Below are 17,704 nucleotides of genomic sequence, written 5' to 3'. Positions count from 1 at the left end.
CGCCCGCGGAGCGTGGGGTGTAGCTTGTAATCGACAGCTGGGTGGAGATACGACGCGATGAACTCGTGCAGCCGTGCGGCCTCTTTGGCGCCGAACCAAAAGCCACGACCATCGTCGCGGATTCGTTCAAAACCAAGGCGGCGGAGCGTGGCAATTACCGCCGCACGCCCTTCACCCTGCAGCGATTTGTTCCAGAGTACGGCCTTGCCTCTCCCCCAACGGTTGAATGAACCCGCGAACGAGCCATCATCCCCATACCACACGGCCAGCCCGCGGGCATCGAGCCGATCGAGGGCCTTGCGGCTTGCCGTCCGGTTTCCATCGGAGTCGTAGAGTGCGGCGTGTAACTGGGCGAGGCAGGGCATGGTAAGGATGGTGAAGCCGAGACCGTTGCCGACTCTCCCGATCGCACCCGAAAACGGCTCGAGGAAGGCATGTTTCCACTCCAGATAGTCCTTCTGTCGCGGACTGTGAGCGACCCGGAAGTGGGCCGAATGCAATCCGACCATCCGTAACGAGCCATCCCCCAAAGTCCCGCCGAGCAGGACTTGTTCCTGGTCATCGGTTAGCTCGTAATCGGGCATACAGAAGAGGACTTCATCACCGACGTTCAACTCACCGGCCGGGATCTCCCCGTGGGGGGTGAAGATCATGTGATTCGGTGTGGCCGCGAAGCAGCGCCGTCGTGCTGGCCCTCCACGGACCTCGAACTGCAGGAAGTAATCAGCTCGACCGTTATCGAACCAGTTGACCACTCGCCGCGGGACGACTGCTTTCGTCTCGGCATCGTAGGAGAGCACCTCTACTTCCCGCCGCTCCTTGACGATTCGACCGATCTTCTCTCGGGTTCCGTCCGCAAGCACAACCCGGGTATCGTGATGCAGACAACCGAACATTACCCCGATCTTCTCGCGGATCTGATTGATGAAGATGACGACCGTCCCCGACCGGGAGATCGCCGCGGTGAGCTTGCGCAGGGCCTGGGACATGAGCCGGGCCTGCAGGCCCGGCAGCGAGTCGCCCATGTCGCCGTCCAGCTCGGCCCGCGGCACCAGCGCCGCCACCGAATCCACCACGATCACGTCGACGGCGTTGGAGCGGACGAGCGTCTCGGCGATCTCCAGCGCCTGCTCGCCGGTGTCGGGCTGAGAGATGAGCAGCTCGTCGGTGTTGACCCCGAGCTTGCGGGCGTAGAGGGGATCCAGCGCGTGCTCGGCGTCGATGAAGGCGGCGACGCCACCGAGCCGCTGGGCCTCCGCCACCACGTGCAGGGCCAGCGTGGTCTTGCCCGAGGACTCGGGCCCGTAGATCTCGGTCACGCGGCCGCGCGGCAGTCCACCCACGCCCAGGGCGGCGTCGAGCTTGAGGGCCCCGGTGGGAATGACGGCGATCTCCTCGAGCGGCGCCCCCGAACCCAGCCGCATGACCGCGCCCTTGCCGAATTGCCGCTCGATCTGCGCGATGGCAAGGTCCAGGGCCTGCCGCCGATCGTTCTTGACTTCAGCCATGGATCGTCTCCTTTACCGCCGGGGCGCCTGCACCGTGAGAGGTTCTCCGTCGAATCCCGCCTCGAGCATTCTAGGAGTCCGTGGCGGCAGAGGTCAATGTCTGAAGAGCGGCACGGCTCACTGCTGAACCGGCCCGCCGAGCGGCCAGGACGCGAGCGCGGTGTGGCGGGCGCCGCGAGGCGACAGATCGCTGCGCATCAGCGTCACCTGCTCGACCCGGAACCGGCCGAAGTCCTTCTCGGCGTCCGCGGCCAGCGCCTCGCCCAGAGCGGCCGCGCGGCGGGGCTCCCGGACGCGGCCCAGGGTCACGTGGGCGGAGAAGGCGCGAGCCTCGCGCGGAAAGTCGAGCGGGCCGAGCGCGTCCTCGACCCGAGCCGCCAGGGCAGTCACCGCCGCCCCGCCGGTGTGGGCTCCGGCCCACACGACGCGTGGACGGCGCTGGGACGGGAAGGCGCCCAGCCCGCGCAGCGCCACCTCGAAGGGGGCGACCGTCGCCGCCGCGGCCCCCAGCGCGGCGGCCACCCGCTCCAGACGCTCCGGCTCGACGCCGCCGAGGAACTTCAGCGTGAGATGCAGGTTCTCGGAGCCGACCCAGGCGACATCGCGGGCCCGTGGCGCCAGGCGCTCGATCTCCGCGGCGAGCGCCGCCCGCAAGGAATCGGGCAGCAGGATCGCCACGAAGGATCGGATCCGGGTTATCGGCCAGGCTCCGGTGCCGCGAGCAGCCGCCGCCGGAGCAGGTCGAGCGCCGCCTGCGCCGAGTGCCACTTGATCGCGGCGCGGTCGCCGGCGAAGTGGAATCGCTCGGCCCGCACATCGTCGCCCACCGCCATCCCGACGAAGACGGTGCCCACCGGCTTGGTCGGCGTGCCGCCATCCGGGCCCGCGATGCCGGTGACCGCCAGCGCGCAATCGGTGCCGGCGACCCGGCGCATCCCGGCAGCCATGGCCTCGGCGCAGGGCCCGCTGACCGCGCCGTGGGCGGCAAGCACCTCGGCGGGCACGCCGAGTAGCTCCTCCTTGGCGCGGTTGGAATAGACCATCACCCCGCGCTCGAAGTAGCGCGAGGAGCCGGGCACGCTGGTGAGGCGATGGCCGAGCAGCCCGCCCGTGCACGACTCGGCGACGGCCAGCGTCAGCTTGCGCTCGGCGAGCACGGCCCCCAGCACGCGCTCGAGGGTCTCCTCGTCGCGCCCGTAGCAGTCCTCGCCGAGCACCGACGCCAGGCCGGCCTCCGCCCGGTCGAGCGCAGCGGCAGCGGCCTCCGGCGTGATTCCGCGCGCCCGCAGCCTCACCCACACCTCGCCCTCGGCGGCGAGGACGGTCACCGCCACGGCGTCGCTCGCGGCACGACCGGCCAGCCTCTCTTCGACCGCCGCCAGGCCGGGCCCGGTCACGCGCAGCGTGCGGACGGCGACGCCCCCGCCGCCGAGCCGCGGTCGGACGAAGCTGGTGAGCCGCTCGAGGAGGGCGGGCGCGGCGCTGCCGTCGTGGGGCAGCACGACGAACGCGCGGCCCCGAGACTCCAGGGCCCAGGCCGGCTCGGCGTCGGGCGTCGCCCACAGATCGGCCCCGTCTGGGAGCAGGGCCAGCCGCTCGGCCTGCGGGCGCCCGCGCCGTCGCAACAGCGCCTCCATCCGCTCGTGGGCGACCAGCCGCACGCCGGCCACGCGGGCCAGCGTCCAGCGCACGAGCTCTTCCGCCCGCGCGCCGGGGGCGGCGACCAGCACCGTCACGGCGACCTCCCCGGCCAGCGCGCGCTCCAGCGCGGGCTCGTCGTCCTCGACGAAGATCCGCGCCGCGGGCGGCCACCCCGCGGCCGCCAGCGCCGTCGTGACCGCGCCGATCCGGTCGTCCACGGCGGCCCCCACGCTCACCAGCTGCACGGCCGGGATCAAAGCCATCGCGCCACGGCCTCCAGCGCGAGCAGCGCGGCCAGGGTATAGAGCCCGGCCACGAGGTCGTCGGCCATCGCGCCGGCCCCGCCCGGCAGCCGCTCGGCCGCGCGGGCCGGGAAGGGCTTGAGGACGTCGAAGACGCGGAAGAGCAGGAACGCCACGACGATCACCGGCAACGTGCGGGGACCGGCGAGCAGCGCCAGCGTCAGGCCGGCGACCTCGTCGATCACGATCGCGCCCGGATCTCGCACCCCGAGCACCCGCTCCACGCGATGGCTGGCCCAGAGGCCCGCCGACGTCACGGCGAGGAGGAAGAAAACGAGCCCGACGTTGGAGAAGGGAATCAGCCACAAGAGCACGGCCGCCACGGCGCTGCCGACCGTGCCGGGCGCCACCGGCGCGTAGCCGACTCCGCCCACGGTGGCCACGAGCATCGCGACCCGGTCGCCCCGGCGGCCCGACGCCCCCGCCAGGACCGGTGCCGCCGGGCTGTCGCGCATGCGCCTACTCTACACGACGGCGATTCAGGCGGGCTCGCCGACCAGCTCGTAGCCCTCCACGGCCGTGATCCGAACGGCGGCAAGGCGGCCGGGCGTCAGCCTGCCATGCAGGTAGACGACGCCGTCGATCTCGGGAGCCTGCCCGGCCGTGCGACCCTCCCAGTCGAAGGCGGGATCCTCGCTGCGGCCGTCCACCAGCACCGACTGCACGGTGCCGAGCAACGACTGGTTGCTCTCCCAGGCCAGCCGATCTTGAAGCTCCTGGACGGCGGCCGCCCGCTCGGCGGCCGTCTCCGAAGGGACCTGATCGGCAAAGCCGGCCGACGGCGTGCCGTCCTCCGGCGAGTAGGTGAAGACGCCCAGGCGGTCGAAGCGCACGTCCTCGAGGAAGCGCAGCAGGTTCTCGAACGCCGTCTCCGTCTCGCCGGGAAAGCCGACCAGCACCGTCGTGCGCACAGTGAGCTCGGGGATGGCGTCACGGAACGCCGCGACGATGTCCTTCATGCGGGCGGCGGTGACCGCCCGGCGCATCGCCCGCAAGACCCCGTCGTCGCCGTGCTGGACGGGCATGTCCAGGTAGGGCAGGACACGGGCGCGCCGCCACCTGGCGATCAGCCGGTCGGTGACGTGGGCCGGGTGCAGATACATCGGGCGGATCCAGGGCACGGCCGTGTCGGACAGCGCCAGCAGCAGGTCACCGATGTCACCGTTGCCCGCCCGGTCTCGGCCGTAGGCCAGCGTGTCCTGGGAGACGAGGATCACCTCCTGGACGCCCCGCCGGGCCAGGTTCTCGACCTCGGCCACCACGTCGGTCAGGGCGCGGCTGCGGTGCCGGCCGCGAAAGCTCGGGATCGCGCAGAAGGTGCAGGCCATATCGCAGCCCTCCGCGATCTTCACGTACGCGTAAGGCACGGGGCTCGACAGCACCCGCGGCGTGGCGGCGTCGTAGAGGTACCCGGGAGGGGCCGAGGTCGCCCAGTCCCGGCGCCCGGCGGCCTGGCGCACCAGGTCGACGATGCGCTCGAGCCCCGATGTTCCCAGGACGCCGTCGATCTCGGGCATCTCGCGAAGCAGCTCGCCGCCGTACCGCTGCGCCAGGCAGCCGGTGACGATCAGCGAGGTGGCCCGGCCGCATTCCTTGAGCCGGGCCAGCTCCAGGATGGTGCGCACGGATTCCTCGCGAGCCCGGTCGATGAAGGCGCAGGTGTTGACGACCAGACAGTCCGCCTCCTCGGGGCGATCGACCAGCGGAAACCCGGCCTGGGCCAGCATTCCGAGCATCAGCTCGGAATCCACCTCGTTCTTGGGGCAGCCCAGCGTGGTGAGGTGGACTTTCATCGGTAGTTGGCGAACTGCAGGGCGATCCCCAGGTCGCGTTCCTTGAGCAGCGCGATGATCCGCTGCAGGTCGTCGCGGCTCTTGCCGGAGACGCGGACCTGGTCTTCCTGGATCGCGGCCTGGACCTTGAGCTTCGTCTCCTTGACGAGCCGGACGATCTCCCGGGCCTTGTCGATGGGGATGCCTTGCTGCAAGCCGATCCGCTGGCGCTTGAGACCGCCGGCCGCCTCCTCCACCTTGCCGTAGGTGAGGGCCTTGAGCGGGACGCCGCGCCGGTGGAGCCGTGACTGGATAATGTCCACCACCGCCTTGAGCTTCATGTCGTCGGCGGCGGCGACGACGATGTCCGTCTTGTCGAGGGCGATCTCGTTGCGGGACCCCTTGAGGTCGTAGCGGGTCTCGATCTCCCGCCGCGCCTGATCGAGCGCGTTGGTCACTTCCTGCATGTCGATCTTGCAGACGACGTCGAAGGAGTTGTCGGCCATCAGCGCAGGGGGACGGTGGCCACGCCGGGCGGGGGGACGAACGTGAAGAGGCGGTCGGCCAGGCCGCTGTTGACCGCGACCTTGGAGAACTTCATCGTCACCGTGTTCTCGAACTGGTCGAAGACCACGGCCTGACGCACCTGCCAGGAGCGAGGGTCGACCGTCAAGATGAGCCGGGTCAGCGTGGGCACGGGTTCCCGGGGCGTGAGGTCCAGGGCCACGTTGCCGTCCGCGTCGGTGACCTGGGCGGGGTTCAGCAGGCGCACGTGGAAGTGCTCGCGCAGGCGCCCCAGGCCAGCCAGGAACGAGCCGGCGGGCCCGGCCAGGGCTTCCGGCGCCGGGCCGGTGTTGACCTGGTTGAGGGAGGGCGTGAAGACCCACAGGGTCTTGCCGTCGGAGACGATCTCCTGTCGGGTCGGCTCGGCGTACTCCCAGCGGACCTTGCCACCCTTCTTCATGTAGATCGCGCCGTGGGCCGGGATGGTCGAGTTCAGGCTCTTGTTGAACGCCGTCTGGGTGAACTCGGCCTTGAGGTCGGTCATGCCCCGATAGGCCCGCTCGAGGCCCCGGACCACCTCGTCCACGGTCAGCGACGACGCCGGGCCGGTGACCACAGCGAGGGCGAGCACGGTCAGCACGAGCACGCGGGCGCCACGCATCATCCGAGTGAGTGTATACCACCGCCCCCACGCCGGCCATGGCGCCTGCGCCGTCCTTGCGGCGGCCGGCGTGAAAATCACCGGCCCTGAACTTGCACTGCCGATTCTCGGCAGAACATCAAGGAGGGTCTCATGCAGGCAGCAACGTACCCCGGAGAGCAATTCGGTACAGGCGGCGCGAGCGAGGGCAGCATCACGAAGATGATCGAGTCGCAGACGTCCCGGATCCCGTCGGGAACCTATCTCACGCTCGGCATCGGCGCCATGGCGCTTTCCTCGCTCCTGCTCATGGCAGGGCAGCGCAACGTGGCCAACTTCGTCGGGCAGTGGGTGCCCACGATCCTGATCATCGGGCTGTACAACAAGCTGGTCAAGCTGGAAGGCAGCGAGTAAAGCATGGCGATCAACATCTTGCGCGACACCGGCGTACCCCTGGAGCAGCAGCGCTTCACCTGGCGCGAGCTGGTCCAGACCCCCTACAACAAGATCATGGACGACGCGTTCACGCGAGTCCGGGTCATCCTCATGAACGGTATCGAGTCGGAGGCCCTGCGCTTCTCTCACGCCTGCGCCAGGATGAACGGGCCGCTGCAGCAAGCCCTGGCCCAGGTGCGGCGGGTCGAGCAGCACCAGCAGACTCTCGTCAACTGGCTGAACCCGGCCGACCAGAACCCGCTGGAGACCACCATCGGCTTCGAGCAGGTCGCCATCGAGGTGACCGCGAGTGTGGCGGAGAAGGAGCCCGACCCGTACCTCGCTCAGGTCTACCGGTTCGGCCTCTTGGAGGACTTCGACCACCTCTACCGCTACTCGGCGCTGATGGACCGGCTCATGGGCAAGGATGCCAATACCCTCGTGCACAGCTACTCCGACATCGTGCCGGGGCGTCCCACGGCCGTCGAGCACCGGCATCCTCTGGACGACCTGCGCAAACCTTACAACCGCGCGCAGGCCAGCCCCCTCACCAAGCTGCACGCCCTGACCATCATGGCCGGCGAGCACCAGACCCACGACTACTACATGACCATCGGCCCCATGTTCGCGGACCCGGTGGCGCGGATGCTCTACGCGGAGATCGCCTCCATCGAGGAGCAGCACGTCACCCAGTACGAGTCGATCATCGACCCCAGCGAGACCTGGCTGGAGAAGTGGCTCTTGCACGAGGCGGGCGAGGTCTACAACTACTGGAGCTGCGTGGAGTCCGAGGAGAATCCTCGCATCCGCGCCATCTGGGAGCGCTTCCTGGAGTACGAGCTCGGCCACGTCCGCTTCGTCGCCCAGCTGTTCGAGGACATCGAGCGTCGCGACGCGGCCGAGGTGCTGCCCCGGCAATTGCCCGAGCCGATCCGTTACCAGAGCCACCGCGAGTTCGTGCGCGAGGTCCTGCGCCGTGAGGTAACGTTGAGCGCCGTGGGCCCCGAGTTCGTGGACCGCGAACAGGAATCCGAAGCCACCCGAGCCTACCGAGACCACTTGAACTCCCAGGGATCCCCCTCGGAGACCGTCGCCGCCGGGTACGTGTGGCGCCCGGGCACCGAGCTGACCGATCCGGCCATGCGGCTGACGACCCAGCCCGGGCCCCGCGGAAGGAGGGCCGCCTGATGAGACAGCCACCCCAGCAAGGCAACAATCGAACCGGCATCACGGCCTCCGGCGGCCTCGGCGAGGAGATGGTGGCGGCCACGCGGGAATTTCGCCCGTCGTCGCCCGGCACGGCCCAGGCCATCGCCGAGGTGCGCGTGTCCTACGTGCAGGACGACGGCTCGCTGGGCGAGATTTCGCCGCCGGCCTCCTTCGTGGACAAGGCCAAATCAGCCATCACGGCGGCGACCGGGGGCCAGCCCGTGCTGCTCCTGGACAAGCTCGGCGAGCGGCTGGCCTTCGAGCACAGCGGCGCCCGTCTGTACGAGGCACTACTCTCCAAACATCAGGCCTATGGCGGCTTCGCCGGCGGCCCGAGCGCGCAAGATCTGCTGCACATCCTGCAGGAGGAGTACGAGCACGCGGACATGCTGCAGCAGGCCATCGAGGATCTGGGCGGTGACCCGACCGCCCTGACCCCCGCGGCCAACCTCGCTGCCAACATGTCGAGCGGGCTGCCCCAGGTCCTCTCCGACCCTCGCACCAACCTGCTGCAGAGCCTGGAGGCGATCCTCGTGGCCGAGCTCGCCGACAACGAGTGCTGGACGGCGCTCGAGGAACTGGCCGCGCAGGCGGGCCACGACGAGCTGGCTGAACACTGCCGCCAGGCCATCGAGCACGAGCGGGATCACCTGCGCAACGTACGGCGGTGGGTCGCTGCCGGCCAGAGCCGGGATGGGGCCGCCGCGGGAGCCGAGCCGCCCGGGCCTTCGAGCCAGGGTCAGGCTCGTCGCCGAGCGTAACGGCCCCCCGGGCGCCGCTCTGGACGGCTCCGGGCCCGACGGGGCCCGGAGCCGTCCAGACAGGACTGGCGCGATGCAAAATCCAGCCTCGACACTCCCCGCCCGGCTGCCGGTGGGGGCGGACATCGTCGGCGACGGGGTCCGGTTCCGGGTCTGGGCCCCGGTCGCGCGCCGCGTGGAAGTCCTCATCGACGACACGACGGCGCTGGAGCTGGCCCCTGAGGACGACGGGTACTTCGCGTTGACGACGGACCGGGCCGCGGACGGCACGCTCTACCGGTATCGCCTCGACCGCGGTCCGCTGCTCTCGGATCCGGCCTCCCGGTTTCAGCCCGAAGGGCCGTTCGGCCCCTCCCGGGTCGTCGATCCCGGGCGATTCGTGTGGACCGACGCCGACTGGTCGGGAGTCAGCCTCCAGGACACCGTTCTCTACGAGCTGCACGTGGGGACGTTCACTCCGCCGGGAACCTGGGCCTCGGCCATGCGGGAGCTTCCCGAGCTGGCCCGGCTGGGCGTGACGGTGATCGAGGTCATGCCGGTGGCGGACTTCGCCGGCCGGTGGGGCTGGGGCTACGATGGGGTCAACCTCTTCGCACCCACGCGCCTGTACGGAACCCCCGACGACTTCCGGCGCTTCGTCGACCAGGCTCACGCGCTGGGCCTCGGCGTGATCCTGGACGTCGTCTACAACCACCTGGGCCCAGCGGGCTGCCCCCTGGAGACCTTCTCACCCGCTTACTGCACGGATCGCCATGACAACGAGTGGGGGCGCGCGATCAACTTCGACGGAGCGGGATCGGGACCGGTGCGCGAGTATTTCGTGGCCAACGCCGGCTACTGGATCGACGAATTCCACCTGGACGGGCTGCGGCTGGACGCGACCCAGGCCATGGACGATGCCTCGCCGACCCACATCCTGACGGCCATCGCCGAGCGGGTCCGCTCGGCGGCCGGAGGGCGGCGCAGCCTGCTGGTCGCCGAGAACGAGCCCCAGCACGTGCACCTGGTGCGGCCGCCGGCCCGGGGCGGGCACGGCTTCGACGCCCTGTGGAACGACGACTTCCATCACGCCGCGCGGGTGGCCGCGACCGGCCGCCACGAGGGCTACTACACCGATTACCGGGGTACGGCCCAGGAGCTCGTGTCGGCGCTGAAGTGGAGTTACCTCTATCAGGGCCAGCGCTACCGCTGGCAGAGCAGCCGACGGGGCACGCCGACGTTCGGGGTGCCGCCCGCGCACTTCATCCACTATCTGCAAAACCACGACCAGGTGGCCAACTTCGGCTACGGCGATCGACTGCATCGGCTCACCAGCCCGGGCCGCCACCGTGCGCTCACCGCCCTGCTCCTGCTCGGCCCGCAGACGCCGCTCCTCTTCCAGGGCCAGGAGTTCTCCGCCTCGGCGCCGTGGACCTTCTTCGCCGACCACGCCGGCGACCTGGCCTCGGAGGTTCGCCGGGGGCGCCAGGACTTCATGGCCCAGTTCCCCGCCGCGGCCGGCGTGCGTCACCGCCTGCCGGATCCCGGCGACCCGGGGACCTTCGAGGCGTGCCGCCTGGACCTCACCGAGCGCGAGCGCCACGCCACGGCCTACGCGCTCCACCGCGACCTGCTGGCGCTCCGGCGGGCCGATCCGGTGTTCGCTGCGTCTCGCGCCCGGGGCGTCGAAGGCGCCGTCCTCGGCGAGGAGGCGTTCGTCGTGCGGTTCTGGGGCGGGCCGCTCGGTGACCGCCTGCTGCTGGTGAACCTCGGCCGCGATCTCATCCTCGATCCGATTCCGGAGCCGCTGCTGGCGCCTCCGCCGCGCGGCGACTGGAAGGTCATGTGGTCGAGCGAGGACCCGCGGTACGGCGGCGCCGGCACCCCACCCGTGATCACCGCCGACGGCATCCTCCAGCTGCCCGCTCACGCGGCGGTCGTGCTGGCGCCGGCGGCGCGGGGGTCATGACGTCGCCGCTGCGTCGTATGACGTGGCCCGCCGAAGGCGACAGCGAGGCGCTGATCCGGCGCGAGTGGCTGGTCACCAACGGCCTGGGCGGTTACGCGTCCGGCTCCGTCTCCGGCGTCGTGACTCGACGCTACCACGCCCTGCTCGTGGCGGCCCTGCCGGCGCCCCTGGGTCGCATGGTGATGCTGGCGCACGCGTGGGAGCGTGTCCGTCTCCCCGATCGACAGACGCTGGTTTTGAGCGACGAGGATGACGGCCCGCGGCTGCTGGAAGAGTTTCACCTGGATCTGGGCCTGCCGGTCTGGCGCTACCGCGTGGGCGAGGGACGGCTGGAGAAGCGCGTCCTCATGTCCTACGGTCAGAACACCGTCTACGTCACGTATCGCCTGCTCGCGGGCCCGAGCCCGCTCCGCCTGGTCCTCCGGCCATCGATGAACTTCAGGCCGCACAATGCGCCGGTCAGCACCCCGATCGCCGCGCCCTACACGCTGACGGCCGTGGACGAGCACCTGGAGCTCTCGGCGCCCGGTGACCTGCCCCGATTACGTCTGCGCCTCTACGCGGCGGGCGGCGCGTTCACCGTGGAGCCGAAGCTCACCTCCCACGTCCTCTATCGCGTGGAGGAGGCCCGCGGCTACGACTTCCGCGGCGACGTGTGGAGCCCCGGGTACTTCCGTCTCGACCTCGTCCCGGGAGGGGCGCCGGCGACTCTGGTCGCCTCCACCGAGGGCTGGGAAATTTGCGACGCGCTGACGCCGGACGCCGCACGCGCGGCTGAAGTGGCCCGCCGTCACTCGCTGCTGCAGGCGGCGCCGGCGCCGGCGCGCGAGGGATTGGGGGCGGGGCTCATCCTGGCCGCCGACCAGTTCGTGGTGACCCCGGCCGGCCGGCGCGAGGACACCGCGCGGGCAAGGGCGGCCGGCGACGACGTGCGCAGCGTGATCGCCGGCTATCACTGGTTCACGGACTGGGGACGCGACACGATGATCTCGCTCGAGGGCCTGCTGCTGGCCACCGGACGACATCGCGAGGCCGGCTGGGTGCTTCGGGGCTTTGCCCGACACGTCCGCGACGGGCTCATCCCCAACCTGTTCCCGGAAGGCGATACCGAGGGGCTCTATCACACCGCCGACGCGACGCTGTGGTTCTTCCACGCCCTGGACCGCTACGTGGCCGCGACCGGGGACCACGAGACCCTGGACCGGCTGTTGCCGATCATGCTGGAGATCGTCGCCCGCCACCTGGAGGGCACGCGCTTCGGCATCGGCGTCGACCCGGCCGACGGCTTGCTGCGCCAGGGCGCGGCCGGCTACCAGCTCACCTGGATGGACGCCAAGGCCGAGAGCTGGGTGGTGACGCCCCGACGCGGCAAGGCGGTGGAGATCAACGCGCTCTGGTACAACGCGCTCCGCGTGGTCGAGCAGTGGCTTTGCCGGCTGCGGCACGAGGGAGCGGCCAAGCCGTACGGCGATCACGCCGAGCGGGTGCGGACGTCGTTCAACGAGCGCTTCTGGTACGCGGAGGGCGGCTGGCTCTATGACGTCGTCGACGGCGAAAGCGGGGACGATGCCGCCTGCCGCCCCAACCAGGTGCTGGCGCTGGGCTTGCCCCACGCCGTGCTGGACCGCGCCCGGTGGCGTTCGGTGCTGGAGGCGGTGCAGGCCCGGCTGCTCACGCCCGTGGGGCTGCGCTCGCTGGCGCCCGAGCATCCGGATTACAAGGCGCGTTACGACGGCGATCTGCGCGCCCGCGACGCCGCCTATCATCAGGGCACGGTGTGGGCGTGGCTGATCGGTCCGTTCCTCGATGCCTGGCTGCGGGTGCACCCGGACGACCTGCCCGGGGCCCGGAAGCTTCTGGCGGGGTTCGAGGCCCACCTGGGGGAGGCGTGTCTGGGCACGATCTCCGAGATCTTCGACGCCGAGCCGCCCTACACGCCGCGCGGGTGCGTGGCCCAGGCCTGGAGCGTGGCCGAGGTACTTCGCTGCCGGGTGCGAACCGCGGTCTAGCCGACCCGCATCCTGTAGTGCCAGGCCGAGGTACCGCGCCGGAGCTGCCCGGCCAGCTCCTCGGTCGTCAGCGCGGTGGCGATGCCGAACAGGGCGTGGGCGGTGGCGTTGACGATGTTCTCCCCGAGCCGCTGGCGCCAGATGGGTCGGGTGATGCCCAGGGCCGGGGCCACGAGGCCAAAGGCCGTGGCCCACACCACCACCCCGAACAGGGCCCCGGTCGGCAGCGACGGCGTCCGTGACGCTCGCGCGACGGCGCCGTACCCAGCGCCGGCCAGGACACCGACTACGAGATGCAGGATGTGATCCGCGACGTGGCGGCCGGCGGCGCCCCCCGGAGGCTCGAGCCCCGTGCGACTGATGGCCCAGTCCTCGACGACCTGGGGCGCCATCCGCTCGATCAACCCGGCCCGGCGGGCGGCGAGGCGCAGGACCGACATGCACCCGGCCCCATTCAATCCACCCAGCGCCCCGTACACGGCGAGCCGCAAGCTCATGCCCCTCGCCTATACAACTCCCGGGCCATCAGCCGCGGATCAACCGGCCAGGCGCGACGTGAACTGCCTGGGCAGCGCCTGCTCGAGCGTGAGGACTGGCCGGTACCGGTCGCCGTGCCTGGCCAGGCGGGCCCGGGCCGCCCTGGGCTCGAAGTACAGACGCCGGCCGTCGCCGGCTCGGATCGCGCGCCTGAGCTCCTCCCACGTCACCGGCATCGACACGAATGGGCGCTCCCGCTTGGCGCGCAGCGAGTAGACGGCGACCGTGGTCTTGTGCGGCGCGTTCTGGCTCCAGTCGATGAACACGCGTCCCGACCGCCGGCTCTTGGCCATGTCGGCCGTGATGAGCCGGGGATGCTCGCGCTCCAGCCACTCCGCGACCGTCCGCGCGAACGGCTGGCTCTCGGCATAGGTGACGGCCGTGTTGAGCGGCACGTAGACCTGGATGCCCTTGGAGCCGGACACTTTGGGAAAGGCCTGGAGCTCCAGGCGATCCAGGAGCCCCTTCAGCAGGAAGCCGACCTCCGCACACGTCACGACGTCCGTGCGCGGTCCGGGGTCGAGGTCGAAGACGACGGCCGTGGGCACGTCGAGCGCCGGGACGCGATGCAGGAACGGGTGGATCTCCAGGCTCGCCAGGTTGGCGCACCAGGCCAGGGTCCGGACGTCTTCGATGACGATGTACTGGATGTCCGGGCCGCCACGCTGTCGGGGGACGGGGAACCGTTTGACCCAGGCCGGCGTGTGGGCGGGGGCGTCTTTCTCGTAGAAGAACTTGCCGCCCACGCCGTCCGGATAGCGTTTGAGCGTGACGGGCCGCCCGCGTAGATGCGGCAGCATGTACGGGGCAACGGCGACGTAGTAGGCGACCACGTCGGCCTTGGTGAACCCCGCCGCCGGGTACATGAGCTTGTCGGGGTTCGAGACCGCGATGCCAGCCCAAACCGGCGATTTCCGCTGTGCCGCGACGCGAGCCGCCATGCCTCAGTCTAGCAGCCGCGCTGAGGCGCCGACGGACGACGGGCCGTGGCGGACCCTGGCCGCGCCTGCTGCTTGCAGTTGGCGCCCTCTCGTAGGATCGTTGGGCCGTGGAGGGGAACATGCATCGCCGGCGGTTCGTCTACGGCAGCCTGGCCGTCCTGTCCGCCGGGGGAACGGCCGCGGCGTTGCTGGCCAGCCGGGCCGCGGGTGGCGCGCCCGTCACCGTCGACGAGATCGGCGACAAGGTCCAGACGCTTCCCCGAGGGCAGTGGCCCGAGTTCGCCAGCACGCCCGATCAGCAGAGGCTCTATCGCTACGCCGTGGAGCATGGCGACGAGCTGCGGTACATCCCCTGCATGTGCGGCTGCGGCCGCTTCGGCCACGCCAGCAACCGCGATTGCTACGTCAAGGCCGACAACGCCGATGGCACGATCACCTTCACCAGCCACGCGGCCACCTGAGCCCTCTGCCTGAACATCACGCGTGACGTGATGGCGGCGCGCAGGCGAGGTCGCTCACTGGCCGAGGCCCGACGGGCCATCGACGCCAAGTATCGCGGCGAGCCGACCCCGACGCCGTTTCCGAAAGACTGAGCGTGCCGTGCTGGCCGCCGACCCGCGGCTGACCTTCCCCGGCTGAGCCGGCCAGCGTGACGCCGCGGCCGTTCACCATCCACGTCGGCGACGCCGTGCTGGACGATCTTCGGTCGCGGCTGGAGCGCGTGCGCTGGCCCGACGAGGTGCCGGGCGGCGGCTGGCGCTACGGCACCGACCTCGGGTACCTGAAAGCCCTGGTCGCCTACTGGCGCGAGCAGTACGACTGGCGCGCGCACGAGGCCGCGCTGAACGGGCTGCGCCAGCTCACCGTGCCTCTGGCCGGGATCGACGTGCACTTCGTCCACGAGGCCGGCGTCGGGCCCGCGCCGCTGCCGCTGCTGCTCTGCCACGGCTGGCCGGGCTCCATCGTGGAGTTCCAGCGGCTCATCCCGATGCTGACCGACCCCGCGCGGTTCGGCGGCGACCCCCGCGACGCCTTTACCGTGGTGGCGCCCTCGCTGCCGGGGTATGCGTTCTCGTTCCGCCCCGACCAGCCTCGCTTCGGCGTGGTGGAGATCGCCGAGGCGTTCGCCACGCTCATGACGGACGTCCTCGGCTACGGCCGCTTCGCCGCCCAGGGCGGGGACTGGGGCGCCTTCGTCACCTCCTGTCTCGGCGCGGCGTACCCGGACCGCCTGGTCGGCATCCATCTGAACCTGCTGGCCGTCCGCCGGGACACGCGGCTCGCCGCCAGCGCCAGCGCGGAGGAGACGGCCTACTACGCCGAGCTCGAGCACTGGCTGCGCGAGGAGACGGGCTACATGTGGATTCAGGGGACCCGGCCCCAGACCCTGGCCTACGCCCTCACCGACTCCCCGGTCGGGCTGGCTGCGTGGATCGTCGAGAAGTTCCGGGCCTGGAGCGACTGCGGGGGCGAGGTCGAGCGAAGGTTCTCCAGGGACGTCCTGCTGACCAACGTCATGCTGTACTGGGTGACCGGAGCGGTCGGCTCCTCCTTCTGGCCCTACTACGCACGCCACCACGGTCCCTGGCCGATCTCCGAGCGGCAGCCGGTCACGGTACCGACGGCCTACGCGGCCTTCCCGCGCGAGATCCTGCGGCCCCCGCGTAGCCTGGCCGAGCGCGTCTACAACATTCGCCGCTGGACGGCGATGCCGGCCGGCGGGCACTTCGCGGCGCTCGAAGAGCCGGAGTTGTTGGCCGCCGACATCCGCGCGTTCTTCCGCGACTTGCGCTGAGCGGGCGCTCGGGCGCCGCCGCCCGGCGGCTCCGGGCAGCCTGCCCGATCGCGGCCGCGTCCTGCTCGTAAGTGACTGATCAGATTGAAGCCGAGACCTGGTATGCCCTGTGCTCTCGCCCACGGTCGGGGGGACTCGATCATGGACCTCAATACGGTGATCGGCTTTGGGATTGCGATCAGCGTACCGGTGTGGCTCGCCGCCGAGGAGATCGCCCATCGTCGTCGCGCCCGCAGGGCCGCGCAGGTGGAGGGCAAGGCCGGTGTCCGCAGCGAGCGTCCGAGCCCCGGGGGGGTGCGGCGCCCGGCGCCAGGCCTGCGGCGCCAGGTCGTCTCCCGCCTGAGCGCCTGAGGGCAGCGTCGGCGCGACGCCGCCGCTCATCGCTCAGCGGTGGTCTTCGGCCCGGTCGAGCGGTGACCAGTCGAGGACGTCGCGAGCGTGAGTGATGTCCCGATAGGCCCAGCGGTTGGCGGAGAGGACGAAGAAGACGTCGAAGCGGACGCTCTCCGGCGCCGCCAGCGCGTGGCCGATCATCCGGGCGACGTCGCGCCGGCTGCACCAGACCGAGAAGTCTCGCACGGTCAGGGGGCGATCCTCCGCCACGACGTGGCCGATGCGCAGGCAGATGGTGGAGATCCCGTGGGCATCGGCGTAGTGCCGGGCCAGCGCCTCGCCCCACATCTTGCTCGCCCCGTAGAGTCCCACCGGCCGCACCGGTGTCTCGTGAGTGATCATGGGCCACGTGCTCACGGCGTCGTACTGTCCAGCCACCAGGGCGCGGTAGGGCATCTCCCGCTCCCAGCCGCTCACGGTCGCTCCGCTGCTGGCGAAGACGATCCGGTGCACGCCGGCCTGTCGCGCAGCCTCGAAGACGTTGTACGTGCCGACGACGTTGTTGCGGAGCACCGCGTCCAGCGGCGCGCTGCCGTCGGCGAGGGCGGCCAGGTGCACGACGGCGTCGATGCCGACAAACGCCGGCCGGATAGCCTCGAGGTCCGCGATGTCGGCCTGGTGCCCGGGGACGCCGGGGACCAGCCGCCGGTTGAGAGCCCGGAGCTGCCAGGCGGAGCCCAGGTGCTCGAGCAGAGCGCCGCCGATGCGCCCGCTCAGTCCGGTGACGAGGACCGGACGGCCGCTCAGCCCTCCAGCTCCCGGTTCAGCGCGAAGTCCTCGGGCACGGGCGGACCCCACTTGTAGAGCGCGTCCTGCTCCGGGAAGTCCCGGGCCTGCCACGGGCAGTCCTCGGGGATGTAGTCGAGGTCGTGGAAGTACTCGGCGAAGCTGCCCCAGGGATCGCGGATGTAATAGAAGAAGTTCGAGCCGATGACGTGGCGTCCCAGTCCCCACCCGGGCTGGAACCCGGCCGCCTGCATGGCCAGGGCCCCCATGGCGATCTCGTCCACGTTGCCGACCTCGAAGGAGCCGTGGTGGAAGCCGGGGCCCCGCGAGGCGAGGAACGCGAGATTGTGGTGGTCGGTCGTGCAACGCAGGAAGGCGACGACGGACCGGGCGCGGTCGCTCATCTTCATGCCGAGCACGCGCGTGTAGAAGTCGATCTGGCCCTCGAGGTTGCCGGTGAAGAGCAGGACGTGACCGAGCCTTCGCGGGCGGGGCGGCTGCTCCTCGGGATAGCCGCGCCTGGCGGTTCGAGTGATGTGGCCCGGCGCGTTGAGCGTCAGCGGGGGGTCGGGTGGCGGCACTT

Annotated in this window: 19 protein-coding genes; 8 read left to right on the top strand and 11 right to left on the bottom strand. The window is 70.8% G+C overall.

The features are described from left to right. From recA to VFR64_05595, 7 genes are all read right to left on the bottom strand, one after another. On the bottom strand, positions 1–1,508 hold a 1,508-nt coding region (gene recA, locus VFR64_05625), incomplete at its 3' end, for a recombinase RecA (GenBank protein ID HET9489216.1). Between the two features lie 117 nt (positions 1,509–1,625). Further along, a complete protein-coding gene (thpR, locus tag VFR64_05620; protein ID HET9489215.1) occupies positions 1,626–2,186 on the bottom strand; it encodes an RNA 2',3'-cyclic phosphodiesterase in 561 nt (186 codons plus the stop codon). 17 nt (positions 2,187–2,203) lie between these two features. Further along, positions 2,204–3,412, bottom strand: a complete 1,209-nt coding sequence (locus VFR64_05615) for a nicotinamide-nucleotide amidohydrolase family protein (GenBank protein HET9489214.1) — start codon at positions 3,410–3,412, stop codon at positions 2,204–2,206. Beyond that, positions 3,403–3,906, bottom strand: a complete 504-nt coding sequence (locus VFR64_05610) for a phosphatidylglycerophosphatase A (protein ID HET9489213.1) — start codon at positions 3,904–3,906, stop codon at positions 3,403–3,405. Before VFR64_05610 ends, VFR64_05615 begins: the two co-directional genes overlap by 10 nt. A gap of 24 nt (positions 3,907–3,930) precedes the next feature. Beyond that, positions 3,931–5,244, bottom strand: coding sequence for a 30S ribosomal protein S12 methylthiotransferase RimO (gene rimO / locus VFR64_05605; protein HET9489212.1), 1,314 nt, complete (start codon positions 5,242–5,244; stop codon positions 3,931–3,933). Beyond that, positions 5,241–5,729 carry a YajQ family cyclic di-GMP-binding protein gene (locus VFR64_05600; protein HET9489211.1) on the bottom strand — a complete coding sequence of 163 codons (489 nt, stop codon included), beginning with the start codon at positions 5,727–5,729 and terminating at the stop codon, positions 5,241–5,243. Before VFR64_05600 ends, rimO begins: the two co-directional genes overlap by 4 nt. After that, positions 5,729–6,391: an outer membrane lipoprotein carrier protein LolA gene (locus VFR64_05595; protein ID HET9489210.1), complete on the bottom strand. Its 663-nt coding sequence runs from the start codon at positions 6,389–6,391 to the stop codon at positions 5,729–5,731. The genes VFR64_05600 and VFR64_05595 overlap by 1 nt, the downstream gene beginning before the upstream one ends. Positions 6,392–6,520: 129 nt before the next feature. Here VFR64_05595 and VFR64_05590 point away from each other — a divergent pair, with 129 nt between their 5' ends. The 5 genes from VFR64_05590 to VFR64_05570 all read left to right on the top strand — a co-directional run bounded on the left by VFR64_05590 (position 6,521) and on the right by VFR64_05570 (position 12,729). Further along, positions 6,521–6,781, top strand: coding sequence for a hypothetical protein (locus tag VFR64_05590; GenBank protein ID HET9489209.1), 261 nt, complete (start codon positions 6,521–6,523; stop codon positions 6,779–6,781). 3 nt (positions 6,782–6,784) lie between these two features. Next, positions 6,785–7,990 (top strand): hypothetical protein, encoded by a 1,206-nt coding sequence (locus tag VFR64_05585; GenBank protein HET9489208.1) that lies wholly within the window; start codon positions 6,785–6,787, stop codon positions 7,988–7,990. After that, entirely contained in the window at positions 7,990–8,772 is a 783-nt protein-coding gene (locus VFR64_05580) for a ferritin-like domain-containing protein (protein HET9489207.1), read from the top strand. Before VFR64_05585 ends, VFR64_05580 begins: the two co-directional genes overlap by 1 nt. Positions 8,773–8,845: 73 nt before the next feature. Beyond that, positions 8,846–10,720 carry a malto-oligosyltrehalose trehalohydrolase gene (gene treZ, locus VFR64_05575; protein ID HET9489206.1) on the top strand — a complete coding sequence of 625 codons (1,875 nt, stop codon included), beginning with the start codon at positions 8,846–8,848 and terminating at the stop codon, positions 10,718–10,720. Positions 10,721–10,737: 17 nt separating this feature from the next. Then, positions 10,738–12,729: an amylo-alpha-1,6-glucosidase gene (locus VFR64_05570; GenBank protein ID HET9489205.1), complete on the top strand. Its 1,992-nt coding sequence runs from the start codon at positions 10,738–10,740 to the stop codon at positions 12,727–12,729. On the opposite strand, the gene VFR64_05565 is transcribed toward VFR64_05570, so the two are convergent. Next, on the bottom strand, positions 12,726–13,226 hold the full coding sequence (locus VFR64_05565) for a DUF1440 domain-containing protein (protein HET9489204.1): 501 nt from the start codon (positions 13,224–13,226) through the stop codon (positions 12,726–12,728). The two genes, VFR64_05570 and VFR64_05565, sit on opposite strands and share 4 nt — an antisense overlap. A 39-nt stretch (positions 13,227–13,265) precedes the next feature. Beyond that, on the bottom strand, positions 13,266–14,207 hold the full coding sequence (gene ligD / locus VFR64_05560) for a non-homologous end-joining DNA ligase (protein HET9489203.1): 942 nt from the start codon (positions 14,205–14,207) through the stop codon (positions 13,266–13,268). Between the two features lie 119 nt (positions 14,208–14,326). Between ligD and VFR64_05555 the strand changes: the two genes are divergently transcribed. From VFR64_05555 to VFR64_05545, 3 genes are all read left to right on the top strand, one after another. After that, positions 14,327–14,668, top strand: coding sequence for a PCYCGC motif-containing (lipo)protein (locus VFR64_05555; protein ID HET9489202.1), 342 nt, complete (start codon positions 14,327–14,329; stop codon positions 14,666–14,668). Between the two features lie 188 nt (positions 14,669–14,856). Beyond that, positions 14,857–16,002 (top strand): alpha/beta fold hydrolase, encoded by a 1,146-nt coding sequence (locus VFR64_05550; protein ID HET9489201.1) that lies wholly within the window; start codon positions 14,857–14,859, stop codon positions 16,000–16,002. 102 nt (positions 16,003–16,104) lie between these two features. Continuing rightward, complete coding sequence (locus tag VFR64_05545) at positions 16,105–16,353, top strand: hypothetical protein (GenBank protein ID HET9489200.1); 249 nt, start codon at positions 16,105–16,107, stop codon at positions 16,351–16,353. 33 nt (positions 16,354–16,386) lie between these two features. Here VFR64_05545 and VFR64_05540 read toward each other — a convergent pair whose 3' ends face one another. Both VFR64_05540 and VFR64_05535 read right to left on the bottom strand, forming a co-directional pair. Continuing rightward, complete coding sequence (locus VFR64_05540) at positions 16,387–17,193, bottom strand: NAD(P)-dependent oxidoreductase (protein HET9489199.1); 807 nt, start codon at positions 17,191–17,193, stop codon at positions 16,387–16,389. Further along, the coding region (locus VFR64_05535; protein ID HET9489198.1) for a VOC family protein at positions 17,139–17,704 on the bottom strand (566 nt) is incomplete at its 5' end. The genes VFR64_05535 and VFR64_05540, both read right to left, overlap by 55 nt.

This window comes from Candidatus Methylomirabilota bacterium, assembly GCA_035709005.1.
Lineage (GTDB): Bacteria > Methylomirabilota > Methylomirabilia > Rokubacteriales > CSP1-6 > 40CM-4-69-5.
Note: the sequence above shows the minus strand (reverse complement) of the source record. Positions and strands in the feature narration are given on the sequence as shown.

Coding starts and splice junctions, on each gene's coding strand:
- VFR64_05615 (HET9489214.1), bottom strand. CDS start 3,412: ATGGCTTTGATCCCGGCCGTGCAGCTGGTGAGCGTGGGGGCCGCCGTG.
- VFR64_05610 (HET9489213.1), bottom strand. CDS start 3,906: ATGCGCGACAGCCCGGCGGCACCGGTCCTGGCGGGGGCGTCGGGCCGC.
- rimO (HET9489212.1), bottom strand. CDS start 5,244: ATGAAAGTCCACCTCACCACGCTGGGCTGCCCCAAGAACGAGGTGGAT.
- VFR64_05600 (HET9489211.1), bottom strand. CDS start 5,729: ATGGCCGACAACTCCTTCGACGTCGTCTGCAAGATCGACATGCAGGAA.
- VFR64_05595 (HET9489210.1), bottom strand. CDS start 6,391: ATGATGCGTGGCGCCCGCGTGCTCGTGCTGACCGTGCTCGCCCTCGCT.
- VFR64_05590 (HET9489209.1), top strand. CDS start 6,521: ATGCAGGCAGCAACGTACCCCGGAGAGCAATTCGGTACAGGCGGCGCG.
- VFR64_05585 (HET9489208.1), top strand. CDS start 6,785: ATGGCGATCAACATCTTGCGCGACACCGGCGTACCCCTGGAGCAGCAG.
- VFR64_05580 (HET9489207.1), top strand. CDS start 7,990: ATGAGACAGCCACCCCAGCAAGGCAACAATCGAACCGGCATCACGGCC.
- treZ (HET9489206.1), top strand. CDS start 8,846: ATGCAAAATCCAGCCTCGACACTCCCCGCCCGGCTGCCGGTGGGGGCG.
- VFR64_05570 (HET9489205.1), top strand. CDS start 10,738: ATGACGTGGCCCGCCGAAGGCGACAGCGAGGCGCTGATCCGGCGCGAG.
- VFR64_05565 (HET9489204.1), bottom strand. CDS start 13,226: ATGAGCTTGCGGCTCGCCGTGTACGGGGCGCTGGGTGGATTGAATGGG.
- ligD (HET9489203.1), bottom strand. CDS start 14,207: ATGGCGGCTCGCGTCGCGGCACAGCGGAAATCGCCGGTTTGGGCTGGC.
- VFR64_05555 (HET9489202.1), top strand. CDS start 14,327: ATGCATCGCCGGCGGTTCGTCTACGGCAGCCTGGCCGTCCTGTCCGCC.
- VFR64_05545 (HET9489200.1), top strand. CDS start 16,105: ATGCCCTGTGCTCTCGCCCACGGTCGGGGGGACTCGATCATGGACCTC.